The organism is Pseudomonas sp. AP3_22 TE3818, from assembly GCF_053628995.1.
On record NZ_JBRJHL010000001.1, the window covers coordinates 4572386 to 4591228 of the forward strand.

15 protein-coding genes are annotated in these 18843 nt (G+C 61.7%); 10 read left to right on the plus strand and 5 right to left on the minus strand.

The window, feature by feature from the left end:
• The first annotated feature begins 109 nt into the window (after positions 1-109).
• Positions 110-2038 (plus strand): transglycosylase SLT domain-containing protein, encoded by a 1929-nt coding sequence (locus tag AB7M25_RS20810; protein ID WP_454237954.1) that lies wholly within the window; start codon positions 110-112, stop codon positions 2036-2038.
• A gap of 128 nt (positions 2039-2166) precedes the next feature.
• Here AB7M25_RS20810 and AB7M25_RS20815 read toward each other — a convergent pair whose 3' ends face one another.
• Entirely contained in the window at positions 2167-3948 is a 1782-nt protein-coding gene (locus AB7M25_RS20815) for an ABC transporter transmembrane domain-containing protein (protein WP_429518063.1), read from the minus strand.
• Between the two features lie 251 nt (positions 3949-4199).
• Here AB7M25_RS20815 and AB7M25_RS20820 point away from each other — a divergent pair, with 251 nt between their 5' ends.
• Positions 4200-4379, plus strand: coding sequence for a PA1571 family protein (locus tag AB7M25_RS20820; RefSeq protein ID WP_429381493.1), 180 nt, complete (start codon positions 4200-4202; stop codon positions 4377-4379).
• Between the two features lie 174 nt (positions 4380-4553).
• Here the strand turns inward: AB7M25_RS20820 and pdxB are convergent, their stop codons facing one another.
• Entirely contained in the window at positions 4554-5696 is a 1143-nt protein-coding gene (pdxB, locus tag AB7M25_RS20825; protein ID WP_429381491.1) for a 4-phosphoerythronate dehydrogenase PdxB, read from the minus strand.
• Between the two features lie 318 nt (positions 5697-6014).
• Between pdxB and AB7M25_RS20830 the strand changes: the two genes are divergently transcribed.
• On the plus strand, positions 6015-7424 hold the full coding sequence (locus AB7M25_RS20830; RefSeq protein WP_454237955.1) for an MATE family efflux transporter: 1410 nt from the start codon (positions 6015-6017) through the stop codon (positions 7422-7424).
• Positions 7425-7475: 51 nt separating this feature from the next.
• Here AB7M25_RS20830 and tusA read toward each other — a convergent pair whose 3' ends face one another.
• Positions 7476-7727 carry a sulfurtransferase TusA gene (gene tusA / locus AB7M25_RS20835; protein ID WP_454237956.1) on the minus strand — a complete coding sequence of 84 codons (252 nt, stop codon included), beginning with the start codon at positions 7725-7727 and terminating at the stop codon, positions 7476-7478.
• A 192-nt stretch (positions 7728-7919) separates the two neighbouring features.
• Positions 7920-8993: a 23S rRNA (cytidine(2498)-2'-O)-methyltransferase RlmM gene (gene rlmM, locus AB7M25_RS20840; RefSeq protein WP_007974072.1), complete on the minus strand. Its 1074-nt coding sequence runs from the start codon at positions 8991-8993 to the stop codon at positions 7920-7922.
• Positions 8994-9215: 222 nt separating this feature from the next.
• On the opposite strand from rlmM, the gene acnA reads away from it, so the two are divergent.
• The 3 genes from acnA (at position 9216) to AB7M25_RS20855 (ending at position 14661) form a co-directional block, all read left to right on the plus strand.
• Entirely contained in the window at positions 9216-11957 is a 2742-nt protein-coding gene (gene acnA / locus AB7M25_RS20845; protein ID WP_429381484.1) for an aconitate hydratase AcnA, read from the plus strand.
• 241 nt (positions 11958-12198) lie between these two features.
• A complete protein-coding gene (locus AB7M25_RS20850) occupies positions 12199-12990 on the plus strand; it encodes a CPBP family intramembrane glutamic endopeptidase (RefSeq protein WP_429518052.1) in 792 nt (263 codons plus the stop codon).
• Positions 12991-13095: 105 nt separating this feature from the next.
• Positions 13096-14661, plus strand: coding sequence for a methyl-accepting chemotaxis protein (locus AB7M25_RS20855; RefSeq protein ID WP_429518054.1), 1566 nt, complete (start codon positions 13096-13098; stop codon positions 14659-14661).
• 206 nt (positions 14662-14867) lie between these two features.
• Here the strand turns inward: AB7M25_RS20855 and AB7M25_RS20860 are convergent, their stop codons facing one another.
• Positions 14868-15545, minus strand: a complete 678-nt coding sequence (locus AB7M25_RS20860; protein WP_454237957.1) for an alpha/beta family hydrolase — start codon at positions 15543-15545, stop codon at positions 14868-14870.
• Positions 15546-15640: 95 nt separating this feature from the next.
• Between AB7M25_RS20860 and ccoN the strand changes: the two genes are divergently transcribed.
• From ccoN to ccoP, 4 genes are read left to right on the plus strand one after another with little or no spacing between them, the layout of a single operon-like run.
• Complete coding sequence (gene ccoN / locus AB7M25_RS20865) at positions 15641-17065, plus strand: cytochrome-c oxidase, cbb3-type subunit I (RefSeq protein ID WP_104449736.1); 1425 nt, start codon at positions 15641-15643, stop codon at positions 17063-17065.
• 10 nt (positions 17066-17075) lie between these two features.
• Positions 17076-17684, plus strand: coding sequence for a cytochrome-c oxidase, cbb3-type subunit II (ccoO, locus tag AB7M25_RS20870; protein WP_429381475.1), 609 nt, complete (start codon positions 17076-17078; stop codon positions 17682-17684).
• A 3-nt stretch (positions 17685-17687) separates the two neighbouring features.
• Positions 17688-17885 (plus strand): cbb3-type cytochrome oxidase subunit 3, encoded by a 198-nt coding sequence (locus AB7M25_RS20875; RefSeq protein ID WP_429381473.1) that lies wholly within the window; start codon positions 17688-17690, stop codon positions 17883-17885.
• A complete protein-coding gene (gene ccoP, locus AB7M25_RS20880) occupies positions 17882-18835 on the plus strand; it encodes a cytochrome-c oxidase, cbb3-type subunit III (RefSeq protein ID WP_454237958.1) in 954 nt (317 codons plus the stop codon). The genes AB7M25_RS20875 and ccoP overlap by 4 nt, the downstream gene beginning before the upstream one ends.
• The last annotated feature ends 8 nt before the right edge of the window (positions 18836-18843 follow it).

The window sequence follows — 18843 nt, forward strand, 5'->3', positions numbered from 1 at the left end:
GCGGGAAGACCCGCAAAGCTTTCGCCGGCTGCTGGCAAAAGGCTAAGCTACAGACAATTCAGTGCGGGCCTACCCCGCACTTGTCATGTTTTCTCTGCCTGGACGTCTCATGCGCAGTCGCCTTTTCAATCTTTTGTCGTGCTTTTTACTTTCAGCCGCAGCGTTTCAATCCGCCCAGGCGGTGGACCTGTCCACCCAGCGCCAATATTACGATGAAGCCAAGCGCGCCCTGGCCAAGGGTGATACCGGCCCGTATTTCCGTTACAGCCAGGCCCTCGCCGATTATCCGCTGGAACCGTACCTGGCCTACGACGAACTGACCGCGCGCCTGAAAACCGCGAGCAACGCCGAAATCGAGAAATTCCTCGCCGAACACGGCGACCTGCCCCAGGCCAACTGGATGAAACTGCGCTGGTTGCGCTGGCTGGCGGACCGGGGTGACTGGGCGACTTTCGTCAAGTATTACGACCCGAAAATGAACTTCACCGAGCTGGACTGCCTGAATGCGCAGTACCAGCTCAGCCACAACCTCAAGGCCGAAGGTAACGCCAACGCGGAAAAACTCTGGCTGACCGGTAAATCCCAACCCGAAGCCTGCGACACCCTGTTCGGCATGTGGGCGGCCGAAGGCCAGTTGACCGAGCAAAAACGCTGGGAGCGCGCCAAACTCGCCGCCCAGGCGCGCAACTACCCGCTGGCCAACAGCCTGGTCAACGGCTTGACCACCCTCGCCCCGCGCGGTCGCTTGCTGGTGGACGTCGCGCAGAAACCGGAACTGCTCAACCAGCCGTCACGCTTCACCCCGGCCGATGAAGCCATGTCCGACGTGGTCAGCCTCGGCCTGCGCCGCCTGGCTCGCCAGGACCCGGACAAAGCCATGGACCTGCTCGATGGCTACGCCAGCAGCATGCACTTCTCCCGGGATGAAAAAGTGGCGATCGCCCGGGAAATCGGCTTGACCCTCGCCAAACGTTTCGACGGCCGAGCCCTGGACGTCATGACCAAATACGATCCGGAACTGCGCGACAACACGGTTTCCGAATGGCGCCTGCGCCTGCTCCTGCGTCTGGCGCGCTGGGACGATGCCTATCAGTTGACCCGCCGCCTGCCCCAGGACCTGGCCACCACCAACCGCTGGCGCTACTGGCAGGCCCGCAGCCTGGAACTGGCGCAACCACAGAATCCGGAAGCGCAGACGCTCTACAAGAACCTGGCCCGCGAACGCGACTTCTATGGTTTCCTCGCCGCCGATCGCTCGCAGTCGCCCTACTCGCTGAACAACAAGCCGCTGGTGATGAGCCAGGCGCTGATCAACAAAGTACGCAACACCCCCGGCATACGTCGCGCTCTGGAGTTCCACGCTCGCGGGCAAATCGTCGACGGTCGCCGCGAGTGGTACCACGTCAGCCGTCACTTCAGCCGTGACGAGATGGTTGCCCAGGCCAAACTGGCTTACGACCTGAAATGGTACTTCCCGGCCATTCGCACCATCAGCCAGGCGCAGTATTGGGACGATCTGGATATCCGTTTCCCGATGGCCCACCGCAACACGCTGGTGCGTGAAGCGAAGAGCCGCGGCCTGCATCCGAGCTGGGCGTTCGCCATCACCCGCCAGGAAAGTGCATTCATGGACGATGCCCGTTCCGGTGTCGGCGCCTCGGGCCTGATGCAACTGATGCCCGCCACCGCCAAGGAAACCGCACGCAAGTTCAGCATTCCCTATAGCTCGCCACAGCAACTGTTCGATCCGGACAAGAACATCCAGCTCGGCGCCGCTTACCTGAGCCAGGTGCACAGCCAGTTCAACGGCAACCGCGTCCTTGCCTCCGCCGCCTACAACGCCGGCCCGGGTCGCGTCCGCCAATGGCTGCGCGGTGCCGACCACCTGAGTTTCGATGTGTGGGTGGAAAGCATCCCGTTCGACGAAACCCGCCAGTACGTGCAAAACGTGTTGTCGTACTCGGTGATCTACGGCCAGAAGCTCAACTCGCCCCAGCCGATCGTGGATTGGCATGAGCGGTTTTTCGACGATCAATGACCGGTAATGTAGGAGCTGCCGCAGGCTGCGATCTTTTAATCCTGCTCTAAAAAATGCCCGCATCAAACGATACGGGCATTTTTTGTCAGGGGCCTTGAAGATCAAAAGATCGCAGCCTGCGGCAGGTCCTACAGTTCGGCGGTAGCCTTGCCGTCACTGAACTGCAACGCCGCCAAACGCGCATACAACGCATTGCTGGCAATCAGTTCCTGGTGCGTCCCTACCGCCACCAGTTTCCCCTGATCCATCACCGCGATCCGGTCGGCGTTTTTAACCGTGGCCAGGCGATGGGCGATCACCAGAGTGGTTCGGTTCTTCATCAGGCTCGGCAGCGCTTGCTGGATCAGGTGCTCACTCTGGGCGTCGAGGGCGCTGGTGGCTTCGTCGAGGAGCAGGATCGGGGCGTCCACCAGCAACGCGCGGGCGATGGCCAGGCGTTGGCGCTGGCCGCCGGACAGGCCGAGACCGCCATCCCCCAGATGAGTCTGGTAACCGTTGGGCATGGCTTCGATAAAGTCATGGGCGTAAGCGATCTTGGCCGCTTCCTGTACCTCGGCCAGCGTCGCCTGCGGATTGCCGTAGCGAATGTTGTCTTCAATGCTGCCGAAAAACAGCGCCGGGGTCTGTGACACCAGGGCGAAGCAGCGGCGCAGATCCAGCGGATCGAGCTGCGTCAACGGCACGCCATCGAGCAGGATGCGCCCCTCGGCCGGGTCGTAGAAACGCAGCAGCAAGTCATACACCGTCGACTTGCCGGCCCCGGAGGGCCCGACCAGCGCCAGCGTCTCACCGGCATTGACCGTCAGGCTCAAGCCGTCGACGGCATAACTTTCCGGCCGCGACGGGTAGGAAAAACGCACATTTTGCAGCTGCAGGCGGCCGTCGACCCGTTCCGGCAGCGTCACCGCGCCGGCGACCGGTGGCAGGATGATGTTTTCCGAACGCAACAACTCGGCAATCCGCTCGGCCGCGCCGGCTGCCCGCTGCAACTCCCCGATCACCTCGCTCAAGGTGCCGAACGCACTGCCGACGATCAGACTGTAGAACACGAACGCCGCCAGCTCGCCGGCGGAAATTCGCCCGGCGATGACGTCCATCCCGCCAACCCAGAGCATCACCCCGACCGCGCCCAGCACCAGCACGATCACCAGGGTTATCAGCCACGCCCGCTGGAAGATGCGCTTGCGTGCGGTGTTGAACGCCTCCTCCACGGTCACGGCGAACCGTTGCTCGTCCTGGACCTGATGGTTGTAGGCCTGCACGGTCTTGATCTGCCCCAGGGTTTCGGAAACATAGCTGCCGATATCGGCAATCCGGTCCTGGCTCAGGCGCGAGAGGTTACGCACCCGGCGACCGAAGATCAGGATCGGCGCGATCACCAGGGGCAAGGCCACCACCACGATACTGGTGAGCTTGGGGTTGGTGATGAACAACAGGACGATCCCGCCGATCACCATCAACAGATTGCGCAGGAACAACGACAGCGAAGACCCGATGACCGATTGCAGCAGCGTGGTGTCGGCGGTCAGGCGGGACTGGATTTCGGAGCTGCGATTGTCTTCGTAAAAACCCGGGTGCAGGTAAATCAGGTGATTGAACACGTCACGCCGGATATCGGCGACGCAGCGTTCGCCGATCCAAGACACCAGGTAAAACCGGGCAAAGGTTCCGATCGCCAGCCCCACGACCAGCAACATGAACAGGCCAATGGACTGATTGAGCAGGTGTGGCGACTGGGTCATGAACCCCTTGTCCACCAGCAGGCGGATGCCCTGCCCCATGGACAAGGTGATGCCGGCAGTGGCGATCAACGCCAGCAAGGCGCCGAAGGCCTGCCAGCGATACGGCGCAATGAAACGAGTGGCCAGGCGAACGGCACGGCGGTGACGGGCAGAGAGCATCGCAAACATCCGGGACAAGACAATCATTAGGGTCAGCCTACACCGCTCAATGGGGTGGCTCGCTGCAAATCACAATGAGTCAGGTTAATTATGTCCACCAACACTAGAGGCTAGACGCTATTGGTCTAAAGTTCGGCTAGCCACGGGAAGGCATTTCTGCTGGACTGGTCCTGTCCCCCCGGAAAGATCGCAGGGAGTTGTCATAGCCCGGTCACCTGGCGGTTCTACAGTAAGCACACAACCTGATGAGGAGACAGGCCATGTCCTTGCAACACAGCAGCGATGACAAGATTCAAGTGATCCGCACGCAACCAGACCAGTCTCTGGGCTGCTCGATTATCGACGAGCAGGGCCGCGAAGTACCGATCACTGAAGAAATGATCCAGAAAGCTTGCAGCGAACTGGAACAGCGATTGGTCAAGCCTGCCGAACAAGAGTGATATAGCCACCGTCTTCTTGACCCGGCCCATTGTTGGCCGGGTTTTTTATGCCTGCCGATCCAATCCAGAACTGTGGCGCGCCCTTCGCGATGTAGAAAGGGATACAGGGGATTTGTGGTGCATATAGATCCAGTGTGGGAGCGGGCTTGCTCGCGAAGGGGCCACCACGGCCTATCAGATTGCCATCGCCCCCAACGCCGCCACAATCCGCTGCAACTCAGGCGCATCCCCCTCGATCCGCACCTGCAACCCGTCGATCTCACGGCGCGAAGGATAATTCTTGCGCAGCACATCGAATGCCGCGCGCTGCTCGCTGACACTGCCGACGAGGCTGCGACGGAAATCCGCATCGTCACGACGCGGGTCATACACGCCACGGCACAGCATCGCCAAGGCCCAGGCCGGGTCGCTTTGCGCATTCAGGGTCACGTGCGACAGCCAGGGTGCCGGCAGCAAATCGCTCAGGCTGACGCGGGCCGGTTGCCCGAGGAAATCGCAATACGCCTGATAAACCTGCGCGGTGCCCCGCTGCTTGCCGTCGAGGCTGTAACCGGCAATGTGCGGCGTGGCCAGCACGCACAGCTCGGCCAGCGCCACGTCGACTTCAGGCTCGCCTTCCCAGACATCGAGCACTGCTTGCAGGTCTTCACGCTCCAACAGCACATCACGCAGTGCCGCGTTGTTGACCACCGGTCCGCGGCTGGCATTGATCAGCCAGGTACCGGATCTGAGCTGGTTAAGGCGTTTTTCATCGAACAGATGCCAGGTCGATTGAGGCCCCTGCTTGGTCAGCGGCGTGTGCAGACTGATGACGTCGCACTCGTCGATGATCTGCTCGAGGCTGACATAGTCACCGCCTTCAGTCGCCTGCCGGGGTGGATCGCACACCAGCACCTTCCAGCCCAGGCCCTGCAGGACCTTGACCAGTCGGCCGCCCACCTCGCCGGCACCGACCACGCCGTAGGTACGCCGGGTCAGGTCGGCCCCTTCGATTTCGGCCAGGGTCAGCAAGCTGCCGAGCACATAGTCGACCACGCCGCGGGCATTGCAGCCCGGTGCACTGGACCAGGTGATACCGGCCTGCTGAAAATAATCCAGGTCCAGATGATCGGTGCCGATGGTGCACGTACCGACAAAGCGCACCTTGCTGCCTTCGAGCAGCGCGCGATTGACGTTGGTCACCGAACGCACCAACAGCACATCGGCCTGCTCGACCGCGGCACGGTCGATGGCGCGACCCGGCACCCGGCGGATTTCACCGAAGCCTCCAAAGAAGGCATCGAGCAGGGGGATATTTTCGTCGGCAACAATCAGCATGGCAGGCTCCTTTGGCGGATCGGCAGTGTAGGCGTAGATGGCCGTTGTGAGCCAGCAAGCATTACGCGCCCCTTGTGGCGAGGGGGCTTGCCCCCGTTCGGCTGCGAAGCAGTCGCGAATTCAGTCTGCATGGTGTACCTGAAAGAATACTGAAGATGATTTGGGGCCGCTTCGCAGCCCAACGGGGGCAAGCCCCCTCGCCACAGAGATCGGGTTCCTGTTTTGATTACAAATCGCTAACACGAGCCTTTTCCTGACTGCCGCGTCAACGCGTAGAATGCGCGCCTGTGCATCAAAACCCTCTTGGACGTTTCGCTATTGAATCCTGTTATTGAAAGTACCGTCGCCACTGCGCCTGCGCGGACGACACCCGTTCGCCTGGAACTCAAGGGCCTGCTCGGCCTGGCCCTGCCCATCATGATCGCGCAACTGGCCACCACGGCCATGGGCTTCGTCGATGCGGTGATGGCCGGCCGTGTCAGCCCACGGGACCTGGCCTCGGTGGCCCTGGGCAACTCGATCTGGATTCCGGTCTACCTGTTGATGTCCGGTGTTCTGCTGGCAACCACACCCAAGGTCGCACAACGCTTTGGCGCCGCGCAGTTCGACGAGATCGGTCCGCTGGTACGCCAGGCGCTGTGGCTGGCATTGTGTGTAGGCTTGATCGGCAGCGGCCTGCTGCTCGGCGCCGAGCCGATCCTGCACTGGATGAAAGTCGATCCGCAATTGATCGAGCCGAGCATAGGTTACCTGCACGGGATCGCTTTCGGGTTTCCCGGCATGGCGTTCTATTACGTTTTGCGCTGCTACAGCGATGGCATGGGGCGTACCCGCCCGAGCATGGTCATCGGCTTGTGCGGCCTGCTGCTGAACATCCCGCTGAACTATGCGTTGATCTACGGCCATTTCGGCGCTCCGGCCCTGGGCGGCGTCGGTTGCGGCTGGGCCAGCGGCATCGTGATGTGGTTCATGGCGTTGAGCATGGCCGGCTGGACCTTCTGGGCCCCCTTCTATGCCCGCACCCGGGTGCTGGTGCGCTTCGACCGCCCGCAATGGGCCGTGATCAAGCGCCTGGTCGGCATTGGCCTGCCGATTGGCATCGCCGTCTTCGCCGAGTCCAGCATCTTCGCGGTCATCGCCCTGTTGATCGGCAGTCTCGGCTCTACCGTGGTGGCCGGGCATCAGATCGCCCTCAATATCAGCTCGTTGCTGTTCATGATTCCTTATTCGCTGGGCATGGCGGTGACCGTGCGCGTCGGTCAGGCACTGGGGGCCGGCAATCCCTGGCAGGCGCGCTTCGCGGCGAAGGTCGGGCTCGGCGCGGCACTGGTGTTCGCGGCGTTCTCGGCGAGCCTGATCCTGCTCCTGCGCGAACCGATCGCCTCGATCTACACGCCTGACAAGGCCGTGATCCAGATTGCGTCGATGTTGATTGTCTATGCCGCGCTGTATCAGTTTTCCGATGCCATCCAGGTGATTTGCGCGGGCGCGTTGCGTGGATACCAGGACACTCGGGTGACCATGATCCTGACCTTGTTCGCCTATTGGGGCATCGGCCTGCCGGTCGGCTACGTGCTGGGACTGACCGATTGGTTCGGTCCGGCCAGCGGCCCGAGCGGGCTGTGGGAAGGGCTGATTGCCGGCTTGAGCTGTGCGGCGCTGATGTTGTCGATCCGCCTGACGCTCAGTGCGCGCAAACGGATTCGTAACAGCCGCTCGGCCGGCTGATTGCACAAACAAAAAGACCTGCGTTTGCAGGTCTTTTTTTTGGGAGTGCCGTCAGCCGGACTTCTTGCGAATCCAGTAGAGGTAGGTGCCTTCCTCCTCGTGCTGCGCCACCAGTTCGTGGTCGAGAAACACACAGAACTTGGGAATGTCACGACGGGTCGACGGGTCAGTGGCGATGACCTTGAGCAGGCCGCCGGGCGCCAGGTCACGGATGTGCTGGTGCAGCATCATCACCGGCTCGGGGCAGTTGAGGCCGGTGGCATCGAGGGTGCCGTCTACCGGCGTATCAAGCATTTCACTCATGATTCACTCCTGAAACTGACCGGCATTGTCGCGCATTGCCGGGTGTAACGTCATCTGTGGCATAACGCCGTACCCTTGTAGGAGCGAGCTTGCTCGCGATGATCGTTAACGATAACGCTGGATGCCTGACACCCCAATGCGCTCTCAGGTCCATCGCGAGCAGGCTCGCTCCTACAGGGGGGTTGCGGTGCTTCAGCGGGACTTGGGTTTCTTCACGTCCAGCCGGCGCAAATGGCAGGTCACTTCCTCGCGGTCATGGTACAGCTGCTTGCAGCCGATCTCGACCTTGATGCCCCGCGCCTTGAAACCCTCGGCAATGCGCTCGAGCAGACGCTTCACCTCGGCATAGCGCTGTTTCATCGGCAGCTTGAGGTTGACCACCGCCTCGCGGCAATGGCCGTCACCGATCCACTCTTCCAGCATCGCCGCATTGCGCGCGGGCTTCTCGACGATGTCGCAGACCATCCAGTCCACCGGCTGCTTGGGCTTGAAGGTGAAACCGTCGGCCATCAGGTGTTGCACCAGACCGGTGTCCATCAGGCTTTCGGCCATCGGGCCGTTGTCGATGGCCGTCACCAGCATGCCGCGGTTGACCAGTTGCCAGGTCCAGCCACCCGGAGCGGCCCCGAGGTCGACGCCGGTCATGTCGCTGTGCAGGCGCTCGTCCCACTGGTCGCGCGGGATGAAGTGGTGCCAGGCCTCTTCCAGCTTCAGGGTCGAGCGACTCGGCGCCTCCCGAGGAAACTTCAAACGGGGAATGCCCATTGGCCACATCGCCGAGTTGTTCGACTCGGCCAGCCCCATGAACACCTCACGGCCGCTTTTGAAGGTCAGCAACAACCGCGGTTTGTGAGCGTCTTCCACCAGTTTGCCGGCGGCCATCAGCGCCTTGCGCAGGTGCACTTCGAACTTTTTGCAGAAGTTCGACAGCTCCTTGCCATCATTGGTGTCGACCATTTCCAGCCACAGGCTGCCGCACAGCGGAAAGTCCGCCATATGGGCGAGGATCACGCTGATGCGGTCGGTTTCCGGCAGATCGATGAAAATCCCCCGGGCCCACTGGCGCGGGAAGATCAGCTCGGCGAAACGCTGCCCGCGCATCAGGCGCTCGGCGCCGTCTTCTTCGGTGCAGACGAATTCGGCGCAAGCGGTGGCGGCTTTGGCCTTGGCGTAGCCGGCCACGTTCAAGCGCGCGGCGAGGTCGGAAATCTCGGAACAGACTTCGCCTTCGAAGCCCGGCCGGCAATGCATGAATAGGGTGTTCATTCTTACTCCTGGGCAATGGCGATGAATTTCGGCCACTGCACGATGCCCAGGCTTGCCCTGAAGCAAAGCCTGTCACGAAAACCGGCGCATGATAGCCGACTTCGGAACCCAGGACTTGCCCATAGAGTCCAGTTATTAGCCAGCTACCGAAAACAGGGCTAGGTTTAAGGCTCTGTCCGTCCCCTCAGTCCGTAGCCGTGCGGACTTCAAGGAGTGATCGCAATGCCGTCCCTCGATAGCCTGAAGACGTTGAAAACCCTGCAAGTCGGCAACAAGACCTACCACTATTTCAGCCTGCCCGACGCCGCCAGGAGCCTGGGCGAGCTGGACAGGTTGCCGATGTCGTTGAAAGTCCTGCTGGAAAACCTGCTGCGCTGGGAGGACGAAAAAACCGTCACCGGCGCCGACCTCAAGGCGCTGGCCGCGTGGCTCAAGGAGCGCCGCTCCGACCGCGAAATCCAGTACCGCCCGGCGCGGGTGCTGATGCAAGACTTCACCGGCGTTCCCGCCGTGGTCGACTTGGCCGCCATGCGCGCGGCGATGGCCAAGGCCGGCGGCGATCCACAGCGCATCAACCCGCTGTCGCCGGTGGACCTGGTGATCGACCACTCGGTGATGGTCGACAAGTTCGCCAGCAGCAGCGCCTTTGAGCAGAACGTCGACATTGAAATGCAGCGCAATGGCGAGCGTTATGCGTTCCTGCGCTGGGGCCAGAGTGCCTTCGACAACTTCAGTGTGGTACCGCCGGGCACCGGGATCTGCCACCAGGTGAATCTTGAATACCTCGGTCGCACAGTCTGGACCAAGGACGAGGACGGCCGCACCTATGCCTTCCCCGACACCCTGGTGGGCACCGACTCCCACACCACCATGATCAACGGCCTCGGCGTGCTCGGCTGGGGCGTCGGTGGTATCGAGGCGGAAGCGGCGATGCTCGGGCAACCGGTGTCGATGCTGATTCCGGAAGTCATCGGTTTCAAACTCACCGGCAAGCTCAAGGAAGGCATCACCGCCACCGACCTGGTGCTGACCGTCACCCAGATGCTGCGCAAGAAAGGCGTGGTGGGCAAATTCGTCGAGTTTTACGGCGACGGCCTTGCCGACCTGCCGCTGGCCGACCGCGCGACCATCGCCAACATGGCGCCGGAATACGGCGCCACCTGCGGTTTCTTCCCGGTGGACGACGTCACGCTGGAGTACCTGCGCCTGTCCGGCCGCCCCCTTGAAACAGTGCAATTGGTCGAGGCCTACAGCAAGGCCCAGGGCCTGTGGCGCCTGCCCGGCCAGGAGCCCGTGTTCACCGACACCCTGGCGCTGGACATGGGCACCGTCGAGGCCAGCCTCGCGGGACCAAAACGCCCGCAGGACCGGGTGTCGCTGCCGGATGTCGCACAAGCCTTCAGCGACTTCGTCGACCTGCAATTCAAACCCACCAGCAAGGAAGAAGGCCGCCTGGAAAGCGAGGGCGGCGGTGGCGTCGCCGTCGGCAACGCCGATCTCGCCGGAGAGGCGGATTACCATTACGAAGGCCAGACCTATCGCCTGAAAAACGGCGCCGTGGTCATCGCGGCCATCACCTCCTGCACCAACACCTCCAACCCGAGCGTGATGATGGCGGCCGGGCTGGTGGCGAAGAAGGCCGTGGAAAAAGGCCTGAAACGCAAACCCTGGGTGAAGAGCTCGCTGGCCCCCGGCTCGAAGGTGGTCACCGACTATTACAAGGCAGCCGGCCTGACCCGCTACCTCGATGAACTGGGCTTTGCCCTGGTCGGCTACGGCTGCACCACCTGCATCGGCAACTCCGGACCGCTGCCGGAACCCATCGAGAAAGCCATCCAGCAAGCCGACCTCACCGTGGCATCGGTACTCTCGGGCAATCGCAACTTCGAAGGCCGGGTGCATCCATTGGTGAAAACCAACTGGCTGGCCTCCCCGCCGCTGGTGGTCGCCTATGCGTTGGCGGGCACGGTACGCACCGACCTCAGCCGCGAACCGCTGGGCGAAGACAAGGATGGCAAACCGGTTTACCTGCGCGACATCTGGCCCAGCAGCAAAGAAATCGCCGACGCGGTGAATCAGGTCAACACCGCCATGTTCCACAAGGAATACGCCGAAGTGTTTGCCGGAGACGAACAATGGCAGGCGATCGAGGTTCCACAAGCGGCGACCTATGTCTGGCAGGACGACTCGACCTACATCCAGCACCCACCCTTCTTCGACGACATCGGCGGCCCGCCACCCGTGGTCAAGGATGTCAGCGCAGCGAACATTCTCGCCCTGCTCGGCGACTCGGTGACCACTGATCACATCTCCCCCGCCGGCAACATCAAGGCGGACAGCCCGGCAGGGCAATACCTGCGCGACAAAGGTGTGGAACCGCGGGACTTCAACTCCTACGGTTCACGGCGCGGCAACCATGAAGTGATGATGCGCGGCACCTTCGCCAACATCCGCATTCGCAACGAAATGCTCGGCGGCGAGGAAGGCGGCAACACCCGCTACATTCCCACCGGGGAAAAAATGCCGATCTACGACGCCGCCATGCGCTATCAGGCATCGGGCACCCCGCTGGTGGTGATTGCCGGCCAGGAATACGGCACCGGATCGAGCCGCGACTGGGCGGCCAAAGGCACCAATCTGCTGGGGGTGAAAGCGGTCATCGCCGAAAGCTTCGAACGCATCCACCGCTCCAACCTGGTGGGCATGGGCGTGCTGCCGTTGCAGTTCAAGCTGGATCAGAACCGCAAGAGCCTGAACCTGAACGGCAGTGAAACCCTGGACATCATCGGCTTGACCGGTGTCGAGCTGACGCCACGGATGAACCTGACACTGGTCATCACTCGCGAAGACGGCAGCCGCGAGAAGGTCGAGGTGCTGTGCCGCATCGATACGCTCAATGAGGTGGAGTACTTCAAGTCCGGAGGGATTCTGCATTACGTGTTGCGGCAGTTGATTGCTTCCTAGCCATACGCTGACACAAACACCGCCTTCGGGCGGTGTTTTTTGTCTGGGAGCCCGCCAGTACAATCGCTCGCCTCATGCTCACCCTTTCATGCCTGACACATGAGCAAATGTGGGAGCGGGCTTGCTCGCGAATGCGCTGGATCAGTCGACACAAGTGTTGAATGTCATGGTCTCTTCGCGAGCAAGCCCGCTCCCACAGGACATCAGGGGCGTTCGCAAGACTTCAACTCAAGGACTTCACATGATTGCCCTGCCATGGACGTTTCTGGCCCTGCTTTTCCTCGGCTACGCTCTGGCGCTGACCTACGGCCACCTCGGTTGGCTCTCTGCATTCTCGGTGTTCCTGTTGCTGGTGGCCGGTGCAGCGGTTCGCCAGCGCGAGATCCCTTTTGTCCGCTACCTGGGCCATGGCCTGTTCATCATTCTCGCGCTGGCCCTTGCGACGCATTGGTGGCCCGGCTTCCAAAGCGGTCAAGTCATAGCCCCGCAGCGTTTCACCGATGACGCCGTGTCGTTTTCCATGTACCTGAACCTTGACAAGCCCCTGATCGGTTTCTGGCTGTTGTTGGTCTGCCCATGGATTGTCGGTCGGCGATCGCTGCGCCTGTTCCTGCCTGTCAGCGCCATTGCGCTGACTTTGAGTGCCGTGCTGGCGCTGGGCGGCGCGCTATTGTTGGGTGTCATCGCCTGGGCGCCGAAATGGCCTGATCAAGCCTGGTGGTGGCTACTGAACAATCTGCTGCTGGTGACACTGGTCGAGGAGGCGCTGTTCCGCGGCTACATCCAGGGTGGCCTGAGCCGTTGCCTGAAAAACCTGCGCCATGGCGAAAACCTTGCCCTGCTCCTGGCTTCGTTGATCTTCGGCCTGGCCCATGCCGGTGCAGGCTGGCAATGGGTCCTGTTGGCCAGCCTGGCCGGGATCGGCTATGGCCTGGCCTACCGCTTCGGCGGGCTGGCGGCCGCAATCGCGACCCACGTCGGCTTGAACCTGCTGCACTTCGGCCTGTTCACCTATCCGATGCTCGCCGGCTGACGCAAGGGTCATTTTGCGACGCTTCACTGATTATCGAAAAAAAATCTCAACAATCCGCCGGTCTTGCCGATACAGCACTTGAAAGCCTTGCGGATTAAAAAAGCCATGCGTAACAACCAGCCAATTACACAACGCGAGCGGACCTTCCCGGCCCAGCAACGGTTGATCTCCACCACCGATGCCAAGGGCATGATCACCTACTGCAACGACGCCTTTGTCGAAATCAGCGGGTATTCCCGAGAGGAGCTGATCCGTGCACCGCACAACCTGGTCCGTCATCCCGACGTCCCGGCCGCGGTGTTCGCACACATGTGGGGCACACTGAAACAAGGCTTGCCATGGATGGGCATCGTGAAGAATCGCTGCAAGAGCGGTGACCACTATTGGGTGAACGCCTATGTGACACCGGTTTTCGAAGGCAATCAGGTGATCGGTTACGAGTCGGTGAGGGTCAAGCCCACCGCCGAACAGATCCGCCGTGCCGAGGCGCTCTACCAGCGCATCAACCAGGGCAAGTCGGCCGTTCCCTCCTCGGACAAATGGTTACCGATCCTGCAGGACTGGATGCCGTTCATTCTGGTCAGCCAATTGAGCTTCATGATCGGTGCATCGCTGAACTCGCAATGGGGTTTTGCCCTGGCGGCCGGTCTTTCGGTGCCTCTGGGCCTGATGGGCCTTCAGTGGCAACAGCGTGGCCTCAAGCGTTTGTTGAAACTGGCTGAACAGACAACGTCTGACCCGTTGATTGCACAGATGTACACCGATAGCCGTGGTGCCCAGGCGCGCCTGGAGATGTCGATCCTCAGCCAGGAAGCGCGTCTGAAAACTTGCCTGACCCGTCTGCAGGACACGGCCGAACACCTGACCGATCAAGCCAGGCAATCCGATGCCCTGGCGCACAACAGCTCCACCGGCCTGGAACGTCAGCGCGTCGAAACCGAGCAAGTGGCCACCGCGGTCAATCAGATGGCCGCTACCACCCAGGAAGTCGCCAGCCACGTACAACGCACCGCCGATGCCACCCAGGAAGCCAATCGGCTGACCGGTCGCGGTCGTGACATCGCCGGGGAAACCCGCGAAGCCATCCAGCGCCTGTCGGTGGTGGTGGGTGAAACCGGCGTCACCGTGACCCAACTGGCCAAGGACAGTAACGAAATCGGTGGCGTGGTCGACGTGATCAAAGGCATCGCCGACCAGACCAACCTGCTGGCGCTGAACGCCGCCATCGAAGCGGCCCGCGCCGGTGAGATGGGTCGTGGTTTTGCAGTGGTGGCCGACGAAGTCCGTCAACTGGCGCAACGCACCAGCGAGTCCACCGGGCAGATTCATGCGCTGATCGCCAAGCTTCAGCACACCGCCAGTACTGCAGTGCAAACCATGGAAGCCGGGCATCGTCAGGCGGAAGAAGGCGTGGCGCGGGTGCTGGAAGCGGACCAGGCGCTGGTGGGGATCAGTGAAGCGGTGGCCAACATCACCGACATGACCACCCAGATCGCCGCCGCGACCGAAGAGCAAAGTGCCGTGGCCGAAGAAATCAGCCGCAACATCAGCAACATTTCGGCGCTGGCGGACCAGACCTCGGAACAGGCACAGAACTCGGCGTTGTTGAGTGAAGAGCTGACCAAGACTGCGAACACCCAGTATTCGTTGGTGGAGCGGTTTAACCGCTGATTGAGGCTGGAATGACAAAAAAACCCGGACAGTGGAAGCTTCCGGGTTTTTTATTATCAATTTGAAAAGTATGTTGCCTGTGCGGCCGCCTTCGCGGGCAAGCCCGCTCCCACAGGGTTTTGCATTGATCACACGATCAAGCCACACCATAGATCACTGTGGGAGCGGGCTTGCCCGCGAAGAGGCCATTTGCAACACCACACCTTTCACTGAAGGAATGAAGCCACCCTCTCAGCCGCAGCCGCCAAATGCTGCTCATGGGTAAACCCGGAAGCCTTCAACGGCTTCAAGTCATGATCCCCCGCCACCAGCCAGAACACTTCGATACCTGGCGATAGCGCATACCCCTCGACCGCTTCACGATTGCCCAACGCATCGCGCTCGCCCTGCACAATCAGGGTTCGGGTTTTCAAAGAAGCCAAATGCTCGACCCGAGGTTTCTCCGGCTTGCCCACCGCATAAAACGGATACCCAAGGCACACCAGCGCATCCACCCCCAACTCATCGGCGAGCAAACTGGCCATGCGCCCGCCCATGGACTTGCCGCCGATGGCCAGCGGCCCAGTGACATGGCGTCGCACCTGGGCATACACCTCACGCCAGCATTCGAGCAGTTTCGGTGCCGGATTCGGTGGGCGCTTGCCGCCGTCGATGCGCCGCTGCGCCATGTACGGAAACTCGAAGCGCAATACGTTGACGCCTTGAGCAGCGAGGCGTGCAGCCATGTCGCCCATCCAGTCGCTGTCCATCGGTGTGCCGGCGCCGTGGGCGAGGATCAGCGTCGCCGCTGCCTTGCCGGCCGCGGCATTCCACAACCATCCATGATCCCGCACGCACTGCGCCCATTGATCCCCGTCAATACCGGCCTTGTGCCCTTTGTCCATGCTTGCCTCGCTTTCAGTCTGCCTATAACTCCGGCCGAAGGGTGCGCTGCCTTGCGCGAGTGCGCTCACTTCGGCTGAACCGTGGATGGGGAACCATGAACACTTCTATCAGTACCGCCTACAACTACAAGGTGGTCCGCCAATTCGCCATTATGACGGTGGTGTGGGGCATCGTCGGCATGGGGCTCGGGGTTTTTCTCGCTGCCCAGTTGGTCTGGCCCGAACTCAACTTCAATTTGCCCTGGACCAGCTTCGGCCGCTTGCGCCCGCTGCACACCAACGCAGTGATCTTCGCCTTCGGCGGCTGCGCGCTGTTCGCCAGCTCGTTCTATTCAGTGCAACGCACCTGCCAGACGCAATTGTTTGCGCCGAAAATCGCCGCGTTCTGCTTCTGGGGCTGGCAGCTTGTGATCCTGCTGGCGGCCATCAGCCTGCCGCTGGGCTACACCAGCTCCAAGGAATACGCCGAGCTGGAATGGCCGATCGACATCCTGATCACCATTGTCTGGGTCGCCTACGCCATCGTGTTCTTCGGCACAATCATGCAGCGCAAGACCAAACACATCTATGTCGGTAACTGGTTCTTCGGTGCGTTCATCATCACCGTGGCGATCCTGCACATCGTCAACAACATGGAATTGCCGGTCAGTTTCACCAAGTCCTACTCGCTGTACTCCGGCGCCACCGACGCGATGGTGCAATGGTGGTACGGCCACAACGCCGTGGGCTTTTTCCTCACCGCCGGTTTTCTGGGAATGATGTATTACTTCGTGCCGAAACAGGCCGAGCGCCCGGTGTACTCCTATCGCTTGTCGATCGTGCACTTCTGGGCGCTGATCACCCTGTACATCTGGGCCGGCCCGCACCATTTGCACTACACCGCGCTGCCGGACTGGGCGCAATCGCTGGGCATGGTGATGTCGCTGATCCTGCTCGCGCCGAGCTGGGGTGGCATGATCAACGGCATGATGACCCTGTCGGGCGCCTGGCATAAGTTGCGCAGCGACCCGATCCTGCGCTTCCTCGTGGTGTCGCTGGCGTTCTACGGCATGTCGACCTTCGAAGGGCCGATGATGGCGATCAAGACGGTCAACGCCCTCTCCCACTACACCGACTGGACCATCGGCCACGTACACGCCGGCGCGCTCGGCTGGGTGGCGATGATTTCCATCGGCGCGCTGTACCACATGATCCCGAAAGTCTTCGGACGCGAGCAGATGCACAGCATCGGCCTGATCAACGCGCACTTCTGGCTCGCCACCATCGGCACCGTGCTGTACATCGCCTCGATGTGGGTCAACGGCATCGCCCAGGGCCTGATGTGGCGTGCGGTGAACGAGGACGGCACGCTGACCTACTCCTTCGTCGAGACCCTGGTGGCCAGCCACCCCGGCTTCGTCGTGCGGCTGGTGGGCGGCGCGATCTTCCTCAGCGGCATGTTCCTGATGGCCTACAACACCTGGCGCACCGTGCGGGCCTCGCAGCCTGCCGAAGTCGCCGCTGCCGCGCAGATGGCCTGAGGAGTCCGCCATGAAACACGAAACTATCGAGAAAAACGTCGGCCTGTTGCTGCTGCTGATGATCCTGGCCGTGAGCATCGGTGGCCTGACCCAGATCGTCCCGCTGTTCTTCCAGGACGTGACCAATAAACCGGTGGAAGGCATGAAGCCCTACACCGCGCTGCAACTGGAAGGCCGCGACATCTACATCCGCGAAGGCTGCGTCGGCTGTCACTCACAGATGATCCGTCCGTTCCGCGCCGAGACCGAACGCTACGGGCACTACTCGGTGGCCGGCGAAAGCGTCTGGGATCACCCGTTCCTGTGGGGTTCGAAACGTACCGGGCCGGACCTGGCGCGGGTCGGTGCGCGCTACTCGGATGACTGGCACCGCGCGCACTTGTACAACCCGCGCAACGTCGTGCCGGAGTCGAAGATGCCCGCCTACCCGTGGCTGGTGGCCAATCAACTCGACAGCAGCCACACCGAAACCAAGATCAAGGCCATGCGCACCCTGGGCGTGCCGTACTCCGACGAAGACATCACCGGCGCCGTCGCTTCGCTCAAGGGCAAGAGCGAGATGGATGCACTGGTCGCCTACCTGCAAGTGCTCGGCACTGCGATCAAGAGCAAGAGGTGAGCCATGGTTGTTGAAATGAGCACTGGAATGATCCGCGGCCTGGGCACGGTCGTGGTGTTCGTGGCCTTCGTCGGCCTGACGCTGTGGGTGTTCAACGGCAAGCGCGGCCCGGCATTCGCCGAAGCGCGCCTGCTGCCGTTCGCCGACGAACCACAACCCGACATCACCGAAGATTCAGCCACAAGGAGTACCCGGCCATGACCACCTTCTGGAGTACGTGGATCTGCGTACTGACCATCGGCAGCCTGATCGGCCTGACCTGGCTGCTGATCGGCACCCGTAAGGGCGAGACCAAGGGCAGCGTCGACCAGACCATGGGCCACAGCTTCGATGGCATCGAGGAGTACGACAACCCGCTGCCGCAATGGTGGTTCATGCTGTTCGCCGGCACGCTGGTGTTCGCCGTCGGCTACCTGATCCTTTATCCGGGCCTGGGCAACTGGAAAGGTATCCTCCCCGGCTATGAAAATGGCTGGACCGGTGCCCACGAGTGGGAAAAGGAAATGGCCAGGGCTGACGCCAAGTTCGGGCCGATCTTCGCCAAATTTGCGGCAATGCCAGTGGAAGAAGTGGCCAAAGACCCGCAAGCGCTGAAAATGGGCGGCCGCCTGTTTGCCTCCAACTGCTCGGTGTGCCATGGCTCGGATGCCAAGGGTGCGTACGGTTTCCCCAACCTGACCGACAGCGACTGGCGCTGGGGTGCCAGCGCAGAAACCATCAAGACCACCATCATGGGTGGCCGGATGGCGATGATGCCGGCCTGGGGCGAAGTCCTGGGGGAGGAAGGCGTGAAAAACGTCGCCGCCTTTGTGCGTCATGATCTGGCCGGCCTGCCTTTGCCGGAAGGCAGCAAGGCGGACCTGCAAGCTGGACAACAAGCCTTCAGCACCACCTGCGTCGCCTGTCATGGAGCGAACGGCCAGGGCACCGAAGCCATGGGCGCGCCGAACCTGACGCACCCGTCCGGTTTCATTTACGGCACCAGCCTGACGCAGCTTGAACAGACGATTCGGCATGGTCGCCAGGGCCATATGCCGGCGCAGAACGAACTGCTCGGCAATGACAAGGTGCAACTGCTGGCCGCGTATGTGTACAGCCTGTCCCACGGTTTGAATACCGAGCGCCTGCAGGCTGAAGACATCCGCGAATAAATCCCGAC

What these genes read in the sequence shown, in the direction of transcription:
- AB7M25_RS20860 (WP_454237957.1), bottom strand. Translation starts at nt 15,545, where the DNA reads ATGGACAAAGGGCACAAGGCCGGTATTGACGGGGATCAATGGGCGCAG.
- AB7M25_RS20815 (WP_429518063.1), bottom strand. Translation starts at nt 3,948, where the DNA reads ATGTTTGCGATGCTCTCTGCCCGTCACCGCCGTGCCGTTCGCCTGGCC.
- AB7M25_RS20875 (WP_429381473.1), top strand. Translation starts at nt 17,688, where the DNA reads ATGGTTGTTGAAATGAGCACTGGAATGATCCGCGGCCTGGGCACGGTC.
- rlmM (WP_007974072.1), bottom strand. Translation starts at nt 8,993, where the DNA reads ATGAACACCCTATTCATGCATTGCCGGCCGGGCTTCGAAGGCGAAGTC.
- AB7M25_RS20850 (WP_429518052.1), top strand. Translation starts at nt 12,199, where the DNA reads ATGATTGCCCTGCCATGGACGTTTCTGGCCCTGCTTTTCCTCGGCTAC.
- ccoP (WP_454237958.1), top strand. Translation starts at nt 17,882, where the DNA reads ATGACCACCTTCTGGAGTACGTGGATCTGCGTACTGACCATCGGCAGC.
- AB7M25_RS20810 (WP_454237954.1), top strand. Translation starts at nt 110, where the DNA reads ATGCGCAGTCGCCTTTTCAATCTTTTGTCGTGCTTTTTACTTTCAGCC.
- pdxB (WP_429381491.1), bottom strand. Translation starts at nt 5,696, where the DNA reads ATGCTGATTGTTGCCGACGAAAATATCCCCCTGCTCGATGCCTTCTTT.
- tusA (WP_454237956.1), bottom strand. Translation starts at nt 7,727, where the DNA reads ATGAGTGAAATGCTTGATACGCCGGTAGACGGCACCCTCGATGCCACC.
- ccoO (WP_429381475.1), top strand. Translation starts at nt 17,076, where the DNA reads ATGAAACACGAAACTATCGAGAAAAACGTCGGCCTGTTGCTGCTGCTG.
- acnA (WP_429381484.1), top strand. Translation starts at nt 9,216, where the DNA reads ATGCCGTCCCTCGATAGCCTGAAGACGTTGAAAACCCTGCAAGTCGGC.
- AB7M25_RS20855 (WP_429518054.1), top strand. Translation starts at nt 13,096, where the DNA reads ATGCGTAACAACCAGCCAATTACACAACGCGAGCGGACCTTCCCGGCC.
- ccoN (WP_104449736.1), top strand. Translation starts at nt 15,641, where the DNA reads ATGAACACTTCTATCAGTACCGCCTACAACTACAAGGTGGTCCGCCAA.
- AB7M25_RS20820 (WP_429381493.1), top strand. Translation starts at nt 4,200, where the DNA reads ATGTCCTTGCAACACAGCAGCGATGACAAGATTCAAGTGATCCGCACG.